This window comes from Enterococcus sp. CR-Ec1 (assembly GCF_002850555.1).
Lineage (GTDB): Bacteria > Bacillota > Bacilli > Lactobacillales > Enterococcaceae > Enterococcus_D > Enterococcus_D entomosocium.
Map to the genome: position 1 here is coordinate 513205 of NZ_CP025223.1, position 19535 is coordinate 532739.

Annotated in this window: 18 protein-coding genes; 14 read left to right on the top strand and 4 right to left on the bottom strand. The window is 43.5% G+C overall.

Annotated elements, in window-relative coordinates:
- Nucleotides 1-2 precede the first annotated feature (2 nt).
- On the bottom strand, nt 3-1178 hold the full coding sequence (locus tag CXM95_RS02465; protein ID WP_008376079.1) for a betaine/proline/choline family ABC transporter ATP-binding protein: 1176 nt from the start codon (nt 1176-1178) through the stop codon (nt 3-5).
- A 352-nt stretch (nt 1179-1530) separates the two neighbouring features.
- Here CXM95_RS02465 and queA point away from each other — a divergent pair, with 352 nt between their 5' ends.
- Nucleotides 1531-2562, top strand: coding sequence for a tRNA preQ1(34) S-adenosylmethionine ribosyltransferase-isomerase QueA (queA, locus tag CXM95_RS02470; protein WP_008376077.1), 1032 nt, complete (start codon nt 1531-1533; stop codon nt 2560-2562).
- 450 nt (nt 2563-3012) lie between these two features.
- Here the strand turns inward: queA and CXM95_RS02475 are convergent, their stop codons facing one another.
- The gene (locus CXM95_RS02475; RefSeq protein WP_005227331.1) at nt 3013-3723 is read right to left on the bottom strand and encodes a DUF975 family protein; all 711 of its coding nucleotides are present in this window, start codon (nt 3721-3723) and stop codon (nt 3013-3015) included.
- Nucleotides 3724-3921: 198 nt separating this feature from the next.
- Between CXM95_RS02475 and tgt the strand changes: the two genes are divergently transcribed.
- Nucleotides 3922-5067 (top strand): tRNA guanosine(34) transglycosylase Tgt, encoded by a 1146-nt coding sequence (tgt, locus tag CXM95_RS02480; protein ID WP_005227333.1) that lies wholly within the window; start codon nt 3922-3924, stop codon nt 5065-5067.
- 82 nt (nt 5068-5149) lie between these two features.
- Nucleotides 5150-5491: a preprotein translocase subunit YajC gene (gene yajC, locus CXM95_RS02485; RefSeq protein ID WP_005232170.1), complete on the top strand. Its 342-nt coding sequence runs from the start codon at nt 5150-5152 to the stop codon at nt 5489-5491.
- 131 nt (nt 5492-5622) lie between these two features.
- On the opposite strand, the gene CXM95_RS02495 is transcribed toward yajC, so the two are convergent.
- Nucleotides 5623-6054, bottom strand: a complete 432-nt coding sequence (locus CXM95_RS02495) for an Hsp20/alpha crystallin family protein (RefSeq protein ID WP_005227339.1) — start codon at nt 6052-6054, stop codon at nt 5623-5625.
- A 247-nt stretch (nt 6055-6301) separates the two neighbouring features.
- Between CXM95_RS02495 and CXM95_RS02500 the strand changes: the two genes are divergently transcribed.
- From CXM95_RS02500 to adhE, 9 genes are all read left to right on the top strand, one after another.
- Nucleotides 6302-7144: a YitT family protein gene (locus tag CXM95_RS02500; protein ID WP_005227341.1), complete on the top strand. Its 843-nt coding sequence runs from the start codon at nt 6302-6304 to the stop codon at nt 7142-7144.
- A 26-nt stretch (nt 7145-7170) separates the two neighbouring features.
- Complete coding sequence (locus CXM95_RS02505; protein WP_016611378.1) at nt 7171-7899, top strand: GntR family transcriptional regulator, LSA1692 subfamily; 729 nt, start codon at nt 7171-7173, stop codon at nt 7897-7899.
- Between the two features lie 25 nt (nt 7900-7924).
- On the top strand, nt 7925-9226 hold the full coding sequence (locus tag CXM95_RS02510) for a Sapep family Mn(2+)-dependent dipeptidase (protein WP_016619682.1): 1302 nt from the start codon (nt 7925-7927) through the stop codon (nt 9224-9226).
- Between the two features lie 124 nt (nt 9227-9350).
- Complete coding sequence (locus CXM95_RS02515; protein WP_086299062.1) at nt 9351-10298, top strand: N(4)-(beta-N-acetylglucosaminyl)-L-asparaginase; 948 nt, start codon at nt 9351-9353, stop codon at nt 10296-10298.
- Nucleotides 10299-10337: 39 nt separating this feature from the next.
- Nucleotides 10338-10670 carry a PTS sugar transporter subunit IIB gene (locus CXM95_RS02520; protein ID WP_005227348.1) on the top strand — a complete coding sequence of 111 codons (333 nt, stop codon included), beginning with the start codon at nt 10338-10340 and terminating at the stop codon, nt 10668-10670.
- A 68-nt stretch (nt 10671-10738) separates the two neighbouring features.
- A complete protein-coding gene (gene celB / locus CXM95_RS02525) occupies nt 10739-12094 on the top strand; it encodes a PTS cellobiose transporter subunit IIC (RefSeq protein ID WP_034872054.1) in 1356 nt (451 codons plus the stop codon).
- Between the two features lie 17 nt (nt 12095-12111).
- Nucleotides 12112-12630 (top strand): GrdB-related putative oxidoreductase, encoded by a 519-nt coding sequence (locus CXM95_RS02530; RefSeq protein ID WP_005232156.1) that lies wholly within the window; start codon nt 12112-12114, stop codon nt 12628-12630.
- A 139-nt stretch (nt 12631-12769) separates the two neighbouring features.
- Nucleotides 12770-13261, top strand: coding sequence for an NUDIX hydrolase (locus CXM95_RS02535; RefSeq protein ID WP_005232154.1), 492 nt, complete (start codon nt 12770-12772; stop codon nt 13259-13261).
- Nucleotides 13262-13570: 309 nt separating this feature from the next.
- The gene (adhE, locus tag CXM95_RS02540; protein WP_008376050.1) at nt 13571-16162 is read left to right on the top strand and encodes a bifunctional acetaldehyde-CoA/alcohol dehydrogenase; all 2592 of its coding nucleotides are present in this window, start codon (nt 13571-13573) and stop codon (nt 16160-16162) included.
- Between the two features lie 245 nt (nt 16163-16407).
- Here adhE and arfA read toward each other — a convergent pair whose 3' ends face one another.
- The gene (arfA, locus tag CXM95_RS02545) at nt 16408-17940 is read right to left on the bottom strand and encodes an arabinosylfuranosidase ArfA (protein WP_101698807.1); all 1533 of its coding nucleotides are present in this window, start codon (nt 17938-17940) and stop codon (nt 16408-16410) included.
- Between the two features lie 101 nt (nt 17941-18041).
- On the opposite strand from arfA, the gene CXM95_RS02550 reads away from it, so the two are divergent.
- Both CXM95_RS02550 and CXM95_RS02555 read left to right on the top strand, forming a co-directional pair.
- The gene (locus CXM95_RS02550) at nt 18042-18809 is read left to right on the top strand and encodes a helix-turn-helix domain-containing protein (RefSeq protein ID WP_087664853.1); all 768 of its coding nucleotides are present in this window, start codon (nt 18042-18044) and stop codon (nt 18807-18809) included.
- Nucleotides 18810-18900: 91 nt separating this feature from the next.
- Entirely contained in the window at nt 18901-19386 is a 486-nt protein-coding gene (locus CXM95_RS02555) for a hypothetical protein (RefSeq protein WP_101698808.1), read from the top strand.
- Nucleotides 19387-19535 lie beyond the last annotated feature (149 nt).

The window sequence follows — 19535 nt, forward strand, 5'->3', positions numbered from 1 at the left end:
CGCTAGACCTCCTCAGTTTCTTCAGGTTTCGCCGACTCAATGGCTTCCATGATCGATGGCTCATCGCCCCAAATCACGTCATAAACGATATCAACTAAGGAAGCACGGGTCAAAATCCCAACTAAATGTTTGTCGGCATCTACTACTGGGACATATTTTAAGCCGCGTTTTAAGATGCGTTGCAAGGTATCCCGCAACAAGGCGGTTTCGCGAACGAAAAAGACATCTTTGTTCAAGATATCGCCGACACTAGTAACTTTGCCACGGTTGCGGTCGATGGATTCGACATCGATGTAGCCTTTTAGCACGTTGCTATTGTCGGTAACAAGCAAGGTATCGACCCGTTTTTCCCGCATCAAGTGAATCGCTTCTTGTATGGATTTTTCTGGTGTGATAGCGATCGGGGTATTTAACATTACGTCTTTGACTGGCGTCGTGTCAGGTTTTGCTTGTAACAAGCGGTCTTCACCGATCAATTCTTCCACAAACGGTGTTGCTGGGTGTTGCAGAATATTTTCTGGTGTATCAAATTGAATGACTTTTCCTTCACTCATGATCACGATACGGCTAGCAAGCTTCAATGCTTCGTCCATATCATGGGTAACGAAGACGACGGTTTTTCCAAGCCGTTCTTGCAAGTCTTTAACCAAATCTTGTAAGGAGTCACGAGTGATTGGGTCTAGTGCGCCAAAAGGCTCATCCATTAAAATGACATCTTGGTCAGCTGCCAAGGCACGGACAACACCGATCCGTTGCTGTTGCCCTCCAGACAATTCGTTGGGGTAACGGTCGAGCATTTCTCGTGGCAATTCCACTAAGTCGATCATGCGCTCGGCAGTTTTGTTGCGTTCTTCTTGGCTGACTTTTAACAATTTTTGAACCAATGTGATGTTTTCCCGAATCGTCATGTGAGGCATCAAACCGATGCTTTGGATCACATAGCCGATTTGACGGCGTAACTCCACTGGGTTGATCTCTGTAACGCTTTTTCCATTGATCAAGATTTTTCCTTTAGAAGGATCCGTCATACGGTTGATCATCCGCATACAAGTCGTCTTTCCGCTACCACTTGTCCCGATGAAGCAAATGAATTCGCCTTTTTCAAAGGAAAGATTCACATCTTCAACAGCGACTTTACCACCTTTGTAAATTTTGGATACCTGCTGAAACTCAATCATGATGTCACCTCTATTTTTATTTAAGCAATCTGAATAATGGCTTATAATCTGTACTAAGTATGCCGAAAAGTCACGTGTTATTCAAATAATCTGCCCATTTTTTTCATAATTGTATAGACAAAAACGAAAATAGCGCCATAAGCAAGTCCAAATTAAGGAGCGATGCATAGAGAAAAGAAGCAGCGAAAATATGTCGTTATTTTTCATTGGGAAAAGGGGTGCTTTTTTGCTGAAGGCCTTAGCAGCAGTCTCTTTATTTTTTTCTAAGAAAGGGCAGAATTAAAAGCTGTTTTTTCAATTTTTATAAAAACATGCTAGAATAGAGAAGAATTTAGGGAAAGAGAGGAACAACATGCTTACAACTGAAGATTTTGATTTTGACTTACCGGAAGAACTGATCGCTCAAACGCCATTAAGTGATCGCTCAAGTTCCCGTTTATTAGTGGTTGACCGCGAGACTGGCAAATTTGAGGACAAGCACTTCTATAACATCATTGATGAATTGGAACCAGGGGATGCCTTGGTGATGAATGATACGCGGGTATTACCAGCTCGTATCTATGGCGAAAAACAAGAAACAGGTGCCCATCTGGAAATCCTTTTACTGAACAATATTGAAGGGGATACGTGGGAAACCTTGATCAAGCCAGCCAAAAGAGCCAAAGTCGGCACGAAGATCACCTTCGGCGACGGACGATTAGAGGCAGTGGTGGAAGAAGAGCTCGATCACGGCGGCCGGATCATTCGTTTTCAATACAAAGGAATCTTTTTAGAGATTCTGGAATCGCTTGGCGAAATGCCGTTACCGCCTTACATCAAAGAACGGCTAGAAGACCCAGACCGCTATCAAACGGTTTATGCCAAAGAAAACGGCTCAGCGGCCGCACCAACTGCCGGCTTGCATTTTACCCCAGAATTGCTAGAGCAGATTGCAGCGAAAGGCGTCAAGCTGGTTTATCTGACTTTGCACGTTGGTTTAGGAACGTTTCGTCCAGTCAGTGTCGATAATATCGCTGATCATGAGATGCACAGCGAATTTTACCGTTTGACAGAAGAAGCTGCCGCACAATTGAACGAGGTTCGGGCAAATGGTGGCAAGATCGTTGCAGTCGGAACGACTTCGATCCGTACATTAGAAACCATTGGGACCAAGTTTGATGGGCAAATCAAAGCCGATAGTGGGTGGACGAGTATTTTTATCACGCCAGGCTATCAGTTTAAAATCGTGGAAGCTTTTTCTACCAACTTCCACCTACCAAAATCAACCTTAGTGATGTTAGTCAGTGCCTTTGCAGGACGCGACCTAACACTTTCTGCCTACCAGCATGCCATCGATGAGCGATATCGCTTCTTTAGCTTTGGCGATGCGATGTTCTTAAAATAAACAAAAAAACTGAGCGACGTAAGCGGCTCTTTAAGTTGAATCAATTTCTCAACTTTTAGAACTGCTTTTTTTGTCGCCCAGCTTACTACTAGAGGAAGGTATAAGTGGTGGTCGCTTTTTGTGGTCCATGCAAAGCAATGTTTCTCGAAAATTTGTTTTCATTTACAAACTTACACATGTTTCGTGTATTCCGATACAAAATGAGACGTATCATTTTTCGATATGGAAATGTTCGATCCTTGTTACGTTTTTCTTCTTGTTACTTTACACGTTTGGTACTAGGTGAAACTTGTACGTTCAACAACTTTTAGTAGATTGAGTTTGCGATATTTACGAAAACCACCAACAGAGTTGCTACCTTCCTTACACTTATACTATAACACGAAAAGGAAGCGTTTGCAAAAGAAAACGATTCTTTTCTTCAAAAAAAAAGACCGGCGAACCGATCTTTTAAGCAAGTGCTCGTTTAGGCAGATTGTCATAGAATGCTGCTTTGGTTGCACTGATGTATGGCGTCAACCATAAGTAGCCAATTCCTGCTGTCATGATGGCCAAAATGTGCCAGCCGATGAAGCTCAGATCAAGGATGAACAGTTGACCTTTGTAGCCTTTCATTAAATGACGGCTACCTGTGATGCAGCTGAGAAAATCTGGCCGCATGCCCGTTTCTTCATAGGTATCATAAAAGACAAAATATGCTTGAGAATAAGAATAAGCTTTAATGATCCCAGGAATGATAAACAGGAACGTCCACAACGTCGTGAAAATAGTCGACAGAATATAGATGACGATGATCCCTAACACGAAAGCGCCACTGAAGCCGCGAAAGACATCAGAAAAAGGCTGGATCGATTGCTTCTTACCGCGTAAAATGTCAAGGAAAGTCCAAGAGATCCCAGCACCGAATAAGGCAGAAAATAGACCGCTGATCAAACCGCCACCACTGCCGCTGCCACTTCCTCCTGCGGAATTGACTGCGTCAGTGGAACCAAGATCATTAAACATACCGCTTTGATACAATGGAATAACAGCAAGAACGATAATGACGAGTGCGATAGCGATCGAGATCAAAGTCGGTACAATACACATCAAAACACTGTCTTTCCAGCGGCCTCTCAGGATTGCTTTTGCTTCTGCTTTTAGTTCTCTATTTGATTTCATTTCAAAAAACCTCCCTTCAATATAAATAACATGATAGCAAACTTTCGCTAAATCTTCAAAAAAAAGTAATAGATGTTTCGCATAACTAGGAGAAAATACTCTTAGTTTCTTTAAACTTCCTTGCAAAATGTAAGGGCAACCCTTATCATAGATAGCGTTGCACAGTTAATTGAGTTTAGAGAGAAAGTAGGGAAATGAATGACGGAACCAGCCATTCGTTATCGTCTGATAAAGAAAGAAAAGCATACCGGTGCCCGTTTAGGCGAACTGATCACGCCTCACGGAACCTTTCCAACGCCAATGTTCATGCCAGTCGGCACATTAGCAACGGTTAAAACCCTTGCCCCTGAAGAGTTGAAAGAAATGGGTGCAGGCGTCATTTTAAGCAATACCTATCACTTGTGGTTGCGTCCAGGAGAAGACATTGTTGCAGAAGCAGGCGGCTTACATAAATTTATGAATTGGGATCAACCGATCTTAACAGATTCAGGTGGTTTCCAAGTCTTTTCATTAGCCGAAATGCGCAACATCGTCGAAGAAGGTGTCCATTTCAAAAACCATTTGAATGGGTCGAAAATGTTTTTATCTCCTGAAAAAGCGATTGATATCCAAAACAAATTAGGATCAGATATCATGATGAGTTTTGATGAGTGTCCGCCATTTGATGAAAGCTATGACTACGTCAAAAAATCGGTGGAACGGACGTCTCGCTGGGCAGAACGTGGCTTGAAAGCTCATGCCAATCCAGATCGTCAAGGCTTGTTTGGGATCATTCAAGGTGCAGGCTTTGAAGACTTGCGCAAGCAAAGTGCCCAAGACTTGATTAGTATGGACTTCCCAGGGTATTCTATCGGCGGCCTGTCAGTTGGCGAACCAAAAGCGGAAATGAATCGCGTGTTGGAATTTACGACCCCTTGGATTCCAGAAAATAAACCACGTTACCTAATGGGCGTTGGGGCAGCCGACTCCTTGATCGATGGCGTGATTCGCGGTGTCGATATGTTCGACTGCGTTTTACCAACACGGATCGCAAGAAACGGTACCTGTATGACTTCAAAAGGTCGTTTAGTCGTGAAAAATGCGCAATATGCCCGTGACTTTCGACCAATTGACGAGAAGTGTGATTGCTATACATGTAAAAACTATTCTCGTGCGTACATCCGCCACTTGATCAAATGTGATGAAACCTTTGGTATGCGTTTGACGTCTTACCACAATGTCTACTTCTTATTGAATCTGATGAAAAATGTCCGTCAAGCCATCATGGACGACAACTTGTTGGAGTTCCGTGAGCATTTTATTGAAGAGTATGGGTTCAACAAGGAAAATGCGAGGAATTTCTAACATTCTCTACTAAAATGGTGGGAATAATAGAGGAATTCTGATAAAGTATCTTATAGAAAGAAAATAAATCGAGGTGAAAAAAATGGCACAATCTTTACCAATGCTCTTTATGCTGGTTGCTTTAGTGGCAATGTGGTTCTTTATGAGTCGTTCACAAAAGAAACAACAGCAAGAGCGTAAAAATCTTTTAGAAAATATGAAAGCTGGCGATGAAGTCGTAACCATCGGCGGACTCCACGGCGTTCTTTCTGAAGTCAACACAGAAAAAAGCACCGTGATCATCGACTGTGAAGGAATTTTCTTAGAGTTTGATCGTTCAGCGATCCGCACAGTGAAACCTGGAACTGTTGCATCCGTTGAGACACAAATCGAACCAGCTGATGTCGAAGACGCAACGAGCATCCAAGACGAAACCAAAGAATAAGCACAAACGCACCGTCGCTTTCTCAGAAGCGATGGTGCGTTTTTTTAGTAGTCGGACAGTTTCTAAAATAAAACAAGCACCGCAGCAAAACAGAGATCGCTCGTTTTGCTGCAGTGTTTTGATTGCCTTCGCTACTCGATCGGAATCAGTTTCTTTGACGCTTGTTTGCCTTGATCTTTTGGCAACGTCAATTTCAAAATTCCTTCAGCGTAAGAGGCTTTGATTTCATCCTCTTTGACGTTTTCTAACAGGTATTGTCGCCGAACGCTTGTCAAGCTGCGCTCGCTGCGAACCAGACGTCCTTTTTCATCTTCGGTCGCATGATCCGTCTGGTGTTGTCCCGTAATCGTTAAAACCCCATTCTCATAGGTTACTTGAATATTTTCCTTAGGGATGCCAGGCAGTTCTGCTTCAACGAGAAATTCCTTGTCATTCTCGTGAATATCGGTTTTGATCAGGTTCGATGGAAACCCATCAAAAAAACTGCGGCCAAAATCTTCAAAGAAATCAAAAGGTGTCATACTGTATGAATCTGAGCGGCGTGGCACAATCTCATGTGTCATAAGAATCATCCTTTCTTTATTCTTTTGTTTTTACACTTTTTATTTTATTCATTTTTTAGCGAATTTCAAGTGATTTACTCGCTTTAAAAAAATCTTAAAAAACCTTTTATACCAACGTTTTACTCCTTGATTTTGGCGTTTTTTTACATTGCTTTGTTTCCATTTCTGCCTTCATTTCTCCTGCTTTTTTCGCGTGACAGTATATACTTAATGATATATACTAAAAGCGAAGTGGAGGAGGAAAAACATGGCACGTTATAGAAAACGAATGCTTGTTGCTTTGATCTATGCATTGTTGTCGTCGATTGCTTTAAATCTCTTTTGGCTGCCGGGAAATATTTATGCGAGTGGGATCACTGGTTTGTCGCAATTGTTGTCGCAGCTTTTAGACGAGCAGTTGAATCTGCAGCTTTCGATCCCGCTTTTGGTGCTTTTTTTTAATGCGCCATTGTTAGCGGTTGCTTGGGTCAAAATCGATCGAGAATTTACCATCATGACGGTTTGTACCGTCGTCCTGTCTTCTGTTATGATGAAGGTGGTACCGGTCATTGCTTTAACGACCGATCCGGTGATCTGTGCCGTGTTCGGCGGATTGCTGCACGGGGTGTCGGTGGGCTTGACATTGAACGACGATTTTTCAACGGGTGGGCTTGATATTTTAGGGATTTTAGTGAAAAAAGCCACTGGTAGAAGTATCGGCAGTTTCTTTATCGGCTTCAATGTCAGTTTGCAGCTAGCAGCCGGGCTGATCTTTGGCTGGCCCTATGCTTTTTATAGTGCCATTTCCTTCTTCATCAGTGGGCGGATGGTCGACTACGTCAACCTGAAGCAGCGGCGTGTGCAGCTGCTGGTCGTTACAGAAAAAGCAGAACCCGTCATTACGACGCTGCAATGTGCCTTGCAGCGAGGCATCACGGTCATCAACGATGTCGAAGGTGGATTTGATCATCAACAGAAAAAACTATTATTACTTGTCATTTCCCATAGAGAACTCAAGACCGTCGAAGGCATGATCCAAGGAATCGATGAACAAGCGTTTGTCAGTGTTTCTTCTGGCGTCAGTGCCAATCGATCGTTTTATGAATGGTAGCAAAGTGAAAGAAAGTAGGAGAGACGTTGAAAAAACAAGCAGTATTTCAAGAAGTTGCCCAGCAGATTGCGCAACGGGTTCATGAAGGTACGTACGTGACGAGCCAAAAACTTCCTTCCGATTATGATTTAGCAGAGGAATTTCAGTGCAGCCGTTTAACGGTGCGCAAAGCCATCGATCTATTGATTGGCCAGAATTTGTTGGTGAAAGAAAAAGGCAAAGGAACCTATGTCATGAAACAGCCCAAGATCCAAAGTGGCTCCGGCGGCCTTCAAAGTTTTACTGAAACTGCAAAGGTCCAAGGGAAAAAGACCCGTACGGAAGTTCTGCATATCGAAACCGTCAAAGAGCTCCCGATAGAGATTGGTCAGTTGTTTGGTGATTACGCCAAGGAACCGATCGTTTATTTGGTGCGCTTGCGTTACTTTGATGATGAGCCGATGACGGTGGAAAATCTTTACGTACTGAAACGCTATCTGCAAGAAGGCACCGCAGAACTCACGAAAGCTCAATTAGAGTCGTCTTTATATCAAGTCATTGAAGCCAACATCGAGATTGGTTATTCCCATCAAGAGGTGGAAGCTGTGAAAAGTCCTGCCGATATTGCGAAACTTTTACAGGTGCCTCAAGAGGAACCGATGCTTTTGGTCCATTCGATGACCTATTCCGCATCAGCCAAACCGATCTTATACGATACATCCTATTACCGAGCAGACAAATATACCTTCAAAAATACATTAGTTCGTCAAAAATAAAATCAATCCTTTAGAGGTGAAGACAGTGGATCCACTCACAGCAAGTATTGAAGCCAATTGGTCAGAATTTCTCACGCTTTTGAGCGAAGTGATGCAGATTGCAAGCGTCAAAGGTGAGCCGGCGCCCCATGCGCCTTATGGCAAGGGACCACGAGAAGTGTTAGCATACGTCATGGAAAAAAGCGCAGCATACGGGTTTCAAACAACGGTCATTGATGATGCAATCGGCTATGCCCATTGGGGACCAACGGATACCGACTATATCGGTGTGTTAGGACACTTGGATGTCGTGCCGGCAGGTTCTGGCTGGAGCTATCCACCGTTTGCACTAACTGAAAAGGACGGCAACTTTTATGGCCGAGGGATTTTAGACAACAAAGGCCCAATCATCAGCTGTTTGTTTGCCATGAAATTGTTGAAAGACCTTGGTCATCAACCGCAATTACCGCTGCGGATCATTTTCGGTACAGATGAAGAAAGCGGTATGTCGGATATCCCGCATTATCTAGCGGCTGAGCAGCCACCGCGTTTTGGTTTTACGCCAGACTGCAAGTACCCAGTGGTTTACGGCGAACGAGGTGTCGTCAATGTGCAACTTGATTTTCCGTTGCCCGCCCAAGAACAGCAGCTGTTAGCGGCGTTTTCTGGCGATCAATTCCGCGATCATGTGCCAGACCACCTATCGGTAACCATAGGCAGCCAGTCCTTTGAAGCACTAGGCAAACGCTCCCCTAGCAATGCCCCTGAGCTAGGGGACAATGCCATTACAAAGCTTGCCCAGCAAGCAGCACCGCAACTAGCGGCGACACCGTCCTTGCAAGCAGCTTTGCAGTGGATCGCCCAAAGTTTTCACCAGCAGCACTATGGCGAAGGCGTTGATTTGGTACTAGAAGATGCTGATTCAGGAAAGTTGATCTTGACCCCTGTGGTTCTCCAAAAATCCGCCAGTGGACTAGCGTTAGAAGTGGCCTTTCGCTATCCTGTATCGGTAACGGAGGAACAAGTACTCGCTGGGGTGCAAAAGGCATTGCCAGAAGGGGCAAGCCTTACGATCCTTCGCAGCATTCCGGGGTTCTGCCGATCAAAAGATGCCCCCGAAATCCAAACGCTATCGACGATCTATCACCAAGTAACGGGCAATGATCCAACCCCCGTGACCACTACAGGAGCAACCTATGCCCGCAAGATGCCAAATATCCTTGCTTTCGGTCCGTCTTTTCCAGGGCAAAAAGGGATCGCTCATAACCAAGATGAGTACATGGCGGTTGCCGATCTACGGATGAATCTTGAAATTTATCTGCGCAGCTTACAAGCACTGACAAAATAAGCGAAGACGCGAACGAAGAAGAGTTTTTCCAATTTTTTTGAGAAACTCTTTTTTTAGTATAGACATAGTAGTATATACCGTATAGAATATACTTGAAAGCGCTATGAAAAATGGAGGGATATTTATGTGGGGAATGATTGCTACATGGCGGATGGCACACGATGGCGTGCTCGCTGCTAAATCACTATTAGAACAACAAGGCTCCTGCCAAGATGCAGTAGAAACAGCCATTAAAGCAGTGGAAGATTATCCATTTTATAAATCGGTGGGGTATGGCGGGCTGCCCAACGAAGAAGGCGTGTTGGAAATGGACGCTGCCTTCATGGATGGTGATACCTTCAAAATTGGTGCCGTCGCTGGGATCGTCGATGTGGAAAATCCTATTTCCGTGGCACGCCGCCTAAGTGAGGAAAAATTCAATAGTTTTCGGATCGGCCAAGGAGCGGTCGCTTATGCGCTTGCCGAAGGATTCCAGCCCAAAGCGATGCTGACACCGCGAGCCAAAACCATTTGGGAAAAGCGCAAAGCAGAGATCGCTGCCAACAACCTCGATCCCTATGACGGCCACGATACAGTGGGAGTAGTTGCGCTAGATGAACACCAAAGTATGGCAGCAGGAACCTCTAGTTCTGGTTTATTTATGAAAAAAAGCGGTCGTGTCGGCGATTCACCTTTATCTGGTTCTGGTTTTTATGTGGATAGTGAAATCGGCGGTGCCGCTGCCACAGGGTTAGGGGAAGACTTGATGAAAGGCTGCCTTTCCTACGAAATCGTCCGTTTGATGGGAGAAGGGCTAGCACCGCAAGAAGCATGTGATCAAGCCGTTTACGACTTTGAAGCGCGATTGAAGAAGCGCTATGGCAAAGCCGGCGCCTTCTCGCTGATCGCCTTAGATAAACAGGGGCGCTGGGGCGTGGCAACCAATGTAGAATTTACCTTTAGTGTCGCAACCACCAATCAAGCGCCAGCTATTTTTATGGCAACGCCAGGACCTGAGCAGACAACCATGATCGAGCCTATTACGAAAGAATGGTTGGAAGCGTATGAAGAACGAATCAAAGCGCCGGTCTAACAACCGCGATTGAGAAAAACAAACATTGGAGGAATGGATATGGCAACGAAAAAAATCTATTTGTTTTGTGAAGCTGGAATGTCAACGAGTATCATGGTCAATAAAATGATGGAAGTCGTCAAAAAGCACAACATGCCTTTGACGATCGAAGCATTCCCTGCAATCCATGCAGAAGAAAAAGTCGAACAAGAAAAACCAGTTGCTATTTTGTTAGGTCCACAAGTACGACACTTAGATAGCAAAATGAAAGCAACTTTCGAGCCAATGGGGATTCCAGTCGGCACGATCGCAACAGAAGCATACGGCATGATGGATGGCGAACGAGCATTGAAAGATGCCTTAAGCTTGATCAAAAAAGCCAAAGCAAAGTAATAAAAGTGTTGGAGTAACAGGGGACTACGTGTTATCTGCCAGATAGCACGCAGATGGGAGGAAGAAAAATGCAGAAATTTTTAAACTGGTTAGAAAAAGTGTTAACACCGATGGCAAAGACGATTGGTGAAAACAAATATTTGATTGCGATTCGTGATGGTTTCTTATTATCCACACCGTTGTTGATCGTGGGTTCACTCTTTTTAGTCTTGACCAATTTTCCGATTCCAAATTGGAACGAGATGATGAGCAGTTTGCTGGGAGACAACTGGGCAACGATGTTGAATATGCCAGCAACAGCCAGCTTTGACATTATGACGATTTTAGCCGTTGGTGGGATCGGGTATAGTTTGGCAAAACAGTTTAAAGTTGATGCCATGCAAGCAGCCATTATTTCACTCGTTTCTTTTTTTATCGTGACACCATTTACGACCGTTTTCACACCAGAAGGCTCTACGGAAGTGTATGAAGTTGGCAGCCTGCCATTACGGTGGATGGGTTCCAGCGGTTTGTTCTTAGGGATGGTCGTTGCCTTGATTTCCACCAGAATGTTCGTTGCGTTATTACGCAAAGGGTGGACGATCAAAATGCCTGACGGTGTTCCCCCAACCGTGGTGAAATCCTTTGAGGCATTGATTCCTAGTTTTGTGATCGTGACGGTTTTTATGATCGCCAACTGGTTAGCCAACTTGACGTCTTATGGCAATCTCCAAGAGATCCTCTTTAAGTTCTTACAGACACCGTTGTTAAGTTTAGGAAATACTTTAGGTGCCATGATCATAGCTTACCTATTTTTGCATTTTTTCTGGTTCTTTGGGATCAATGGTTCCAGTGTGGTCGGTGCCGTCTTCAACCCTATCTTACGGGCATTATCTATTGAAAACTTAGATGCTTTCAAGAATGGCGCAGAAATTCCTAACATCATCACCGGTCAATTTCAAGACATGTTCGCGACCTTTGGCGGGGGCGGTTCGACATTATCTTTGATTTTAGTCATGATCTTAGTCTGTAAAAGCCAAAGGGTCAAAAAACTATCACAGTTATCGTTAATCCCAGGTATTTTCGGGATCAATGAACCAATCATCTTTGGGTTACCAATCGTCTTGAATCCAGTTCTGCTGATTCCTTTTGCTTTAGTGCCAACGATCAATATTATTATCTCTTACTTCTGTATGGATCTTGGGTTAGTCAACTATACCAATGGAATTCAGCTGCCATGGACCACGCCACCGATTATTTCTGGTTTCTTAGTCAGTGGTTGGCAAGCGGCCGTGTTACAAGTCTTGTTGATCCTCTTAGGAATGGCTATTTATTACCCGTTTATCAAAGTCTTAGATAATCAATATCTAAAAGAAGAAGCGGATGCCGTTGAACAAGAAGAAGAGGAAATCAATTTTGATGATTTCGATTTTGATGATCTGTAAGAAAAGAGGCACCGCTCATGAAAAAAATAATTTTGATTCTCAATCATGTCACTGCAGGGATGGGAAGTGATGAAAATGCTCAGTTGCCGCCAAGCGGCAAAAAAGCTGCCCTTGGTCCAGGTCGAACCTTGAATCCACTTTTTCAAGAGCAAGACGCACAAATCGTTGCAACGCTTTATTGTGGTGACCAATATTATCACGAGCATCAAGAAGAAGTGAATAAAAAATTTGTGGGGTTTGCTAAAAAATTTGACGCCGATGCCGTTCTTTGCGGACCTGCGATGCATTATCCTAATTTTGGCGAAATGGCAGCAGGATTGACGAAAGTATTCAATGCACAAGGAATTCCAGGGGCTGCAGCGATGTCAGAGGAAAACCCAGCAGTGGCAATCTATGCCAAAGATATCTATATCTTGAAGATGCCGAAAAAAGGCGGAATCGGATTGAATGATTCCTACAAAAAGATGGCGCATGTTGTTTCCCAGCTTGCCCACGGGAAGCCTCTAACAGAAGCAGACCAAGAAGATTTGTTTTAAAGAGAAAGACGATCAGCGCTGGCTGGTCGTTTTTTTATGAATCAAGCCAAGCATGTTCGATGTAAGACATAAATCGACTAAGCCTGTTGATGATTTGTTTTGATTTACGTAGAATAGATACAAGTTAGGAGGGATTCGGTTGTACCATACCGCATTTGGAGTATATGGAATTTTGTTTCAAGGCAACTGCTTGGCCGTCATCAAAAAGAAGGCGGGACCTTATCAAAACCGCTATGATTTGCCAGGCGGCAGCATGGAGGCAGGTGAATTGCTGGAAGACACGCTGTGCCGAGAATTTAAAGAAGAAACCGGCATGACCGTCACTAGCTATCATCAATTAGGGGCAATTAATTTTCTTTACCCCTGGCACTATCAAGGAACATCTATGAATAATCACATCTGTGTCTTTTATGAGATTCAAACAACCGTTGGAAGTCTTGAGAAGAATGTTCCTCAATTTACAGGCCAAGATTCATTGGGAGCAGTTTTTTTCCCCATCGAGCAGCTAAATGAACAAAATGCATCACCTCTTGTAATAAAAGCTTGTGAGGTGTTTAAACAGAAGGCATTTACGGCAAGAAGCCAACGCCTAATGAAATGGGATGTATTAGAGGACCCTTCTTATGAATAATCCTTTCAGATCATATGACGTTTGACAGAAAAAGTGAAAAGAGCAGATGATCATATTTAGTAGGGATAAGGTGTTTTCGTAAATCCCTCCATTGTTCAACTTAGCACATGACATTTTTCTTAATAAAAACCGAAACTTTTGTCCACTTCTTTTCCTTAAAAGCTCTTGAAAACGCTTAATTTAAAGGGAGTTTAATAAAACTGTGAAAAAAATCACAAAAAACTATTTACAAACAAAAAAAGATGTTGTATGATTTGTATGTGAAGTAGTTAACAAACAAAACATGTTTAAAAACTAGGAGGACAAACAATGGCTAAGACATTGGAAAAAGAAGTGACAATCGACGTACAAGCAATGATCGACGATTTAGCAACGAAGGCAAATGTGGCGTTAAAAGAAATGGAAAGCTTTGATCAAGAAAAAGTGGACCACATTGTTCATGAAATGGCAATGGCAGCATTAGACAAACACATGCCTTTAGCTAAAATGGCAGTAGAAGAAACTGGCCGTGGTATCTATGAAGATAAAGCAATCAAAAACATGTACGCTTCAGAATATATTTGGAACAGTATCAAACATGACAAAACAGTCGGCGTGATCAATGAAGACAAACAAAAAGGCTTGATCGAAATCGCTGAACCAGTTGGTGTCGTTTGTGGGGTAACACCAACAACCAACCCAACATCTACAACGATCTTTAAAGCAATGATCGCTTTGAAAACACGTAATCCGATCGTTTTTGCTTTCCACCCATCTGCACAAAAATGTTCAGCAGAAGCTGCACGTATCGTTCGTGATGCAGCCATCGCTGCTGGGGCACCTGAAAACTGTGTGCAATGGATCGAGCATCCATCAATCGAAGCGACTGGCTTATTGATGAACCACCCAGGAATTGCGATCGTATTAGCAACTGGTGGCGCTGGCATGGTCAAAGCAGCATACTCAACTGGTAAACCTGCATTAGGTGTTGGACCAGGGAACGTACCTGCTTATATCGAAAAAACAGCGAAAGTGAAACGAGCAGTCAATGACTTGATCGTGTCAAAAACTTTTGATAACGGAATGATCTGTGCCTCTGAACAAGCAGTGATCGTTGATAAAGAAGTCTATGCCTCTGTGAAAGCAGAATTTGAAGCACATCAAGTATATGTTGTAAAAGCAAAAGAATTACAAAAACTTGAAGATGCCGTGATGAACGAAGGGAAATATGCCGTAAATCCAGCAATCGTTGGTCATTCAGCAATGGATATCGCGAAATTAGCAGGCATCAACGTACCAGAAGGAACAAAATTATTGATCGCTGAACTTGACGGTGTCGGTGCTGATTACCCACTATCAAGAGAAAAACTTTCTCCAGTTTTAGCAATGATCAAAGCAAACAACACAGAAGACGCGTTCGAAAAATGTGAAGCAATGCTTGATTTAGGCGGATTAGGCCATACAGCGGTGATCCACACTGAAAACGAAGACTTGCAATTAGCATTCGGCCTACGCATGAAAGCTTGCCGTATCTTAGTTAACACACCATCTGCAGAAGGTGGTATCGGAAATATCTACAACGAAATGATTCCATCATTGACACTTGGTTGTGGTTCATACGGGAAAAACTCTGTATCACGAAATGTTTCTGCCGTGAACTTGATCAATGTGAAAACTGTAGCGAAACGGAGAAATAATATGCAATGGTTTAAATTGCCACCAAAAATCTTCTTTGAAAAGAACTCTCTAATGTACTTGGAGAAAATGGAAAACGTTGAACGTGTCATGATCGTTTGTGACCCTGGTATGGTTCAATTCGGCTATTGCGATACGGTTCGTGAAGTACTTGCTCGTCGTAAAAATGACGTGAAAATCGAAGTCTTCTCTGACGTAGAACCAAACCCATCAACAAACACCGTTTACGCTGGAACAAAAATGATGGTTGATTTCAAACCAGATACAGTGATCGCCCTTGGTGGTGGATCAGCAATGGATGCTGCCAAAGGCATGTGGATGTTCTATGAGCACCCAGATACTTCATTCTTCGGCGCGAAACAAAAATTCTTAGATATCCGTAAACGGACATACAAGATCGACAAACCAGAAAAAACCCAATTCGTTTGTATCCCAACAACGTCTGGTACTGGTTCTGAAGTAACCCCATTTGCGGTTATCACTGATAGTGAAACACACGTGAAGTACCCATTAGCTGATTACGCATTGACACCAGATGTTGCAATCGTTGACCCTCAATTCGTAATGTCAGTACCTGCTTCTGTTACAGCAGACACTGGAATGGACGTCTTGACTCATGCGATCGAATCTTATGTGTCCGTAATGGCCTCTGATTACACTCGTGGATTGAGCTTACAAGCAATCAAGCTAGTCTTTGACTACTTAGAAAAATCAGTGAAAACACCTGATATGGAATCTCGCGAAAAAATGCATAATGCCTCAACAATGGCAGGTATGGCCTTCGCCAATGCATTCCTAGGTATTTGTCACTCTGTAGCTCACAAAATCGGTGGTGAATATGGTATTCCTCACGGACGTACAAATGCGATTCTTTTACCGCACATCATCCGTTACAATGCCAAAGACCCACAAAAACATGCAATGTTCCCTAAATATGACTTCTTCCGTGCCGATACAGATTACGCAGACATTGCGAAATTCTTAGGCCTTAAAGGCAAAACAACGGCTGAATTGGTTGAAGCATTGGCAACAGCTGTTTACGAATTAGGACAATCTGTTGGTATCGACATGAGCTTGAAAGCGCAAGGCGTCACTCAACAAACACTAGATACAACAGTTGATCGCATGGCTGAATTGGCTTACGAAGACCAATGTACAACAGCAAATCCAAAAGAACCACTAATCTCTGAATTGAAACAAATCATCGTTGATGCCTATAACGGCTAAACAATGAATCAAGAACACCCTGCGGTATCTTAGCTGCCGCAGGGTGTTCTTTTGTCGTTTCATTTTTTTTGAGAAAGCAAGCTGGCAGTTGCCGCTTCCTTGCCCAGATCAGTTAAGAATGCGAAAAACAGCAATCGAACAGGGGGGGATCATAAAAAAGGAGTGGATGTCTCCACTCCGTAAAAGTCTCATTTTTTCAGGGTATCGCCAAGGCGGCTGCTTTTTTGCTCAAACAGATAGGCTCGTTACTTGCTGCCGTTTTTCTTCAAGCGTAGCATCTGGAAGCTTTGTTTTTCCAAGACGACACGCAAAATGCCGTCATTCAATTCCGCTGTTTTTCCATTGACGGGCACAACGTTGTTCGGGGTTGCTTCGGTATTGACAGCATGCAAGTCTGGGTGGTGCAAGACTTGATGGGTAGCGATTTGCAATGAATCATATTGACGCAAGTCGCAAGTGAATTCGTTGGTATCCTGCAAATCCTTATTCACCAAGAAAAAGGTCAAATAGTCATCTTCGTTTTCGATCGCAATGGCATCCACATATGAAGCTTTTCCATGGCTGCTATCGAAATCGGCCCCTCGAAGGATGCTATGCAACACGTGACCGCGACCATAGTTGCTGATCATTTCATAGGGATAAAAAATCGTTTGTTTCCAAGCGGCAGTATCGGAAGTCATGATCGGTGCGATCACGTTGACCAGCTGTGCCATGCAGGCAATTTTAACGCGATCTGCGTGCTGAAGCATCGTGATCATCATGCTTGCGACGAGTAACGCATCTTCGAAGTGATAGACGTCTTCTAATTGTGGTGGGTGTTGACTCCAAGGTTCGATTTTTTGATCCTGTTCATTTGAGTGATACCAGACGTTCCATTCGTCGAAGGAAATATTGATGGTCTTCTTGCTTCGGCGTTTGGCTTTCACCGCATCACAGATCGCTGCGACTTGACTGATGAACTGATCCATTGCGACATTGCTTGCTAGATAGTCTTGGCTATCGCCGTTACGATTGCCATAATATTGGTGCATGGAAATGTAGTCGACTTGATCGTAACAATGACTTAATACTGTATCTTCCCACATGCCAAAGGTCGGCATCGTGAGAGAAGAACTACCACAAGCGACGGTTTCGATCGTTGGGTCCACCAGACGCATCGCTTTGCCAGCTTCTTCTGCGAGACGGCCGTATTCATCGGCTGTCTTATGTCCTTCTTGCCAAGGGCCGTCCATTTCATTGCCTAGACACCAAAGCTTGATGTCATGAGGATCGGCCACCCCATGGGTACGACGGAGATCACTATAATAGCTGCCGCCTTTTAAATTGGTGTATTCAATCAAGTTTTTCGCTGCTTCGATTCCTCGTGTCCCAAGATTGATCGCCATCATCGGTGCCGTATTGACTTCTTTGGTCCAATCCATAAATTCGTTTAAGCCGAACTGATTGCTTTCGATCACCCGCCAGGCCAAATCGATTTTTGCTGGCCGTTGCTCTTTAGGGCCGACGCTATCTTCCCATTTATACCCAGAGACGAAATTGCCTCCTGGGTAACGGACGATCGGCACATTCAACTGCTTGATCAAGGCAGCGACATCTTGACGAAAGCCTTGATCATCGGCAAAAGGACTTTCTGGTTGATAGATCCCTTCGTACACACAGCGCCCTAAGTGCTCCACAAAAGAGCCGTAGATCCGTTCGTCGACTGGTGCCAAAATAAAGTGTTTGTCTAAATACATCGTAGTTTCCTTCAATTTTGCAACCCCTTTCTTTTCTTTCATTGTAGCGATAGTCCATGAAAATAAACACTACATTCTGTCTTATTCTATTGACGTTTTGTCCGTTTTCTTTATACTAAAGGCAAGTAGGAAGGAGTGAGAAGTTGAACGTAACCTATTCAGGATTTCAAATGCACAATGCTGTTTCCGATCATATTTATCGACCCTCTGGCTTAAAGCATTATCTTTTCGTGTTGACTTTGTCTCCAATGGTTTTCACTTTTGAAGATGGTCATCAAGAAACTAGTGAAAAAGGTAGCTGCATTCTTTTTCCTCCAACCGTCTATCAAAATTATCGTGGCAAAGAAGATTTTTTTAATAGCTTTGTTGAGTTTCAAACGGATCAGGTGATCGAAGAAACCTATGCGATCCCTTGCAACCAATTGTTCCAGCCGAAAAATATTCAACAAATCAACAAATTGATCCAAAAGATCAATCATGAATCCTTGTTGCCACAACGGCACACGGAAGAATTGATTGCGGCGTATATGACAAATCTATTGGTCTTACTTGAACGCAATTTTGAAGAAAGCATCCCGCAACCACAAAATGAACACTATCAACTGTTTCAAGCGATGCGGTTGAAAATGTTAGTCAATTGCGAACAGCAATGGGATTTTTACCAGTTTAGCCGAGAGCTTTCCATCGGTAAAAGCCAATTCTACAAGCTCTATCAACAGTTTTTTCATACCACGCCCAAAGAAGATTTATTGCAAGCTCGGTTTCAAAAGTTTTTTTATCTACGCAGCAACGAAACACTGACGATTCGAGAGGCGGCGTTTCAATCTGGGTTCCAAAACATCAACCATTTTAATCGGCTCTTTGCGAAGCGCTATGGCTGTGCACCGACAAAGTACCAACAGGAGCAATAGGCAGGTCTGATCGGTAAAAACGCTGAAAAAAGTCCGACGAATTCTTGACGGATGAAAGAGAAAACGGGACAATGTCATTAGGAGGTGGCGTATGGATACAGAAACGATCGTAAGCGAACTTTCTAAACGTTCAAGCGAATTGGAAGCGCTACAAAGAAAATTGAGTCAAAGTCAATTAACGAACAATGAAGCGGCACAAACGTTCATTTTTGACTTAAAGGATTATTTAGATAGCTTAAAGCTCGTAACGGATTTAGTACCGTCAGCGGCCACTACAGCAGCGGAAGCTGACCAGTTGTCGTACGTCTTAGGTGAACAAAATCAAAGCATCCAGCAGCTGTTGGTTATTTTGGAAGAAGCCGAAGCAAACGACGACCAGCGCTTTTTTGGCAAAAGTGCGGGAGAAGTGCGGCGGATGATTGGCAGTCTGTCCGGGATCCTGGAACTAAACGGTCTGTTGCTGCAAGACAATCGTGGCTTTCAGCAAGTTGTGAAGGAAACTGGACCGCTTCAGGTGACTGAAACAAAGGAAGTCTCTGAGAAAAAAGGATTTCTCCAAAAGCTTTTCGGGAAATAAGCACTGATCGTCGATCAAAACATGAATCACTTGTACCAAAAAAACGGCACTTCACAATACGTGAAGCACCGTTTTGTGGTACAAGTATTTTTTTGCTTTTTGCCAATAGAAACGGAGAGATCAGAAGGTACTGACGCTGAAACCTTAGA

Bases quoted from the DNA above. Each gene is read 5' to 3' on its own strand.
- arfA (WP_101698807.1), bottom strand. From the start codon at position 17,940: ATGAAAGAAAAGAAAGGGGTTGCAAAATTGAAGGAAACTACGATGTAT.
- queA (WP_008376077.1), top strand. From the start codon at position 1,531: ATGCTTACAACTGAAGATTTTGATTTTGACTTACCGGAAGAACTGATC.
- celB (WP_034872054.1), top strand. From the start codon at position 10,739: ATGCAGAAATTTTTAAACTGGTTAGAAAAAGTGTTAACACCGATGGCA.
- CXM95_RS02555 (WP_101698808.1), top strand. From the start codon at position 18,901: ATGGATACAGAAACGATCGTAAGCGAACTTTCTAAACGTTCAAGCGAA.
- CXM95_RS02475 (WP_005227331.1), bottom strand. From the start codon at position 3,723: ATGAAATCAAATAGAGAACTAAAAGCAGAAGCAAAAGCAATCCTGAGA.
- CXM95_RS02515 (WP_086299062.1), top strand. From the start codon at position 9,351: ATGTGGGGAATGATTGCTACATGGCGGATGGCACACGATGGCGTGCTC.
- CXM95_RS02500 (WP_005227341.1), top strand. From the start codon at position 6,302: ATGGCACGTTATAGAAAACGAATGCTTGTTGCTTTGATCTATGCATTG.
- CXM95_RS02465 (WP_008376079.1), bottom strand. From the start codon at position 1,178: ATGATTGAGTTTCAGCAGGTATCCAAAATTTACAAAGGTGGTAAAGTC.
- adhE (WP_008376050.1), top strand. From the start codon at position 13,571: ATGGCTAAGACATTGGAAAAAGAAGTGACAATCGACGTACAAGCAATG.
- CXM95_RS02530 (WP_005232156.1), top strand. From the start codon at position 12,112: ATGAAAAAAATAATTTTGATTCTCAATCATGTCACTGCAGGGATGGGA.
- tgt (WP_005227333.1), top strand. From the start codon at position 3,922: ATGACGGAACCAGCCATTCGTTATCGTCTGATAAAGAAAGAAAAGCAT.
- CXM95_RS02495 (WP_005227339.1), bottom strand. From the start codon at position 6,054: ATGACACATGAGATTGTGCCACGCCGCTCAGATTCATACAGTATGACA.
- yajC (WP_005232170.1), top strand. From the start codon at position 5,150: ATGGCACAATCTTTACCAATGCTCTTTATGCTGGTTGCTTTAGTGGCA.
- CXM95_RS02520 (WP_005227348.1), top strand. From the start codon at position 10,338: ATGGCAACGAAAAAAATCTATTTGTTTTGTGAAGCTGGAATGTCAACG.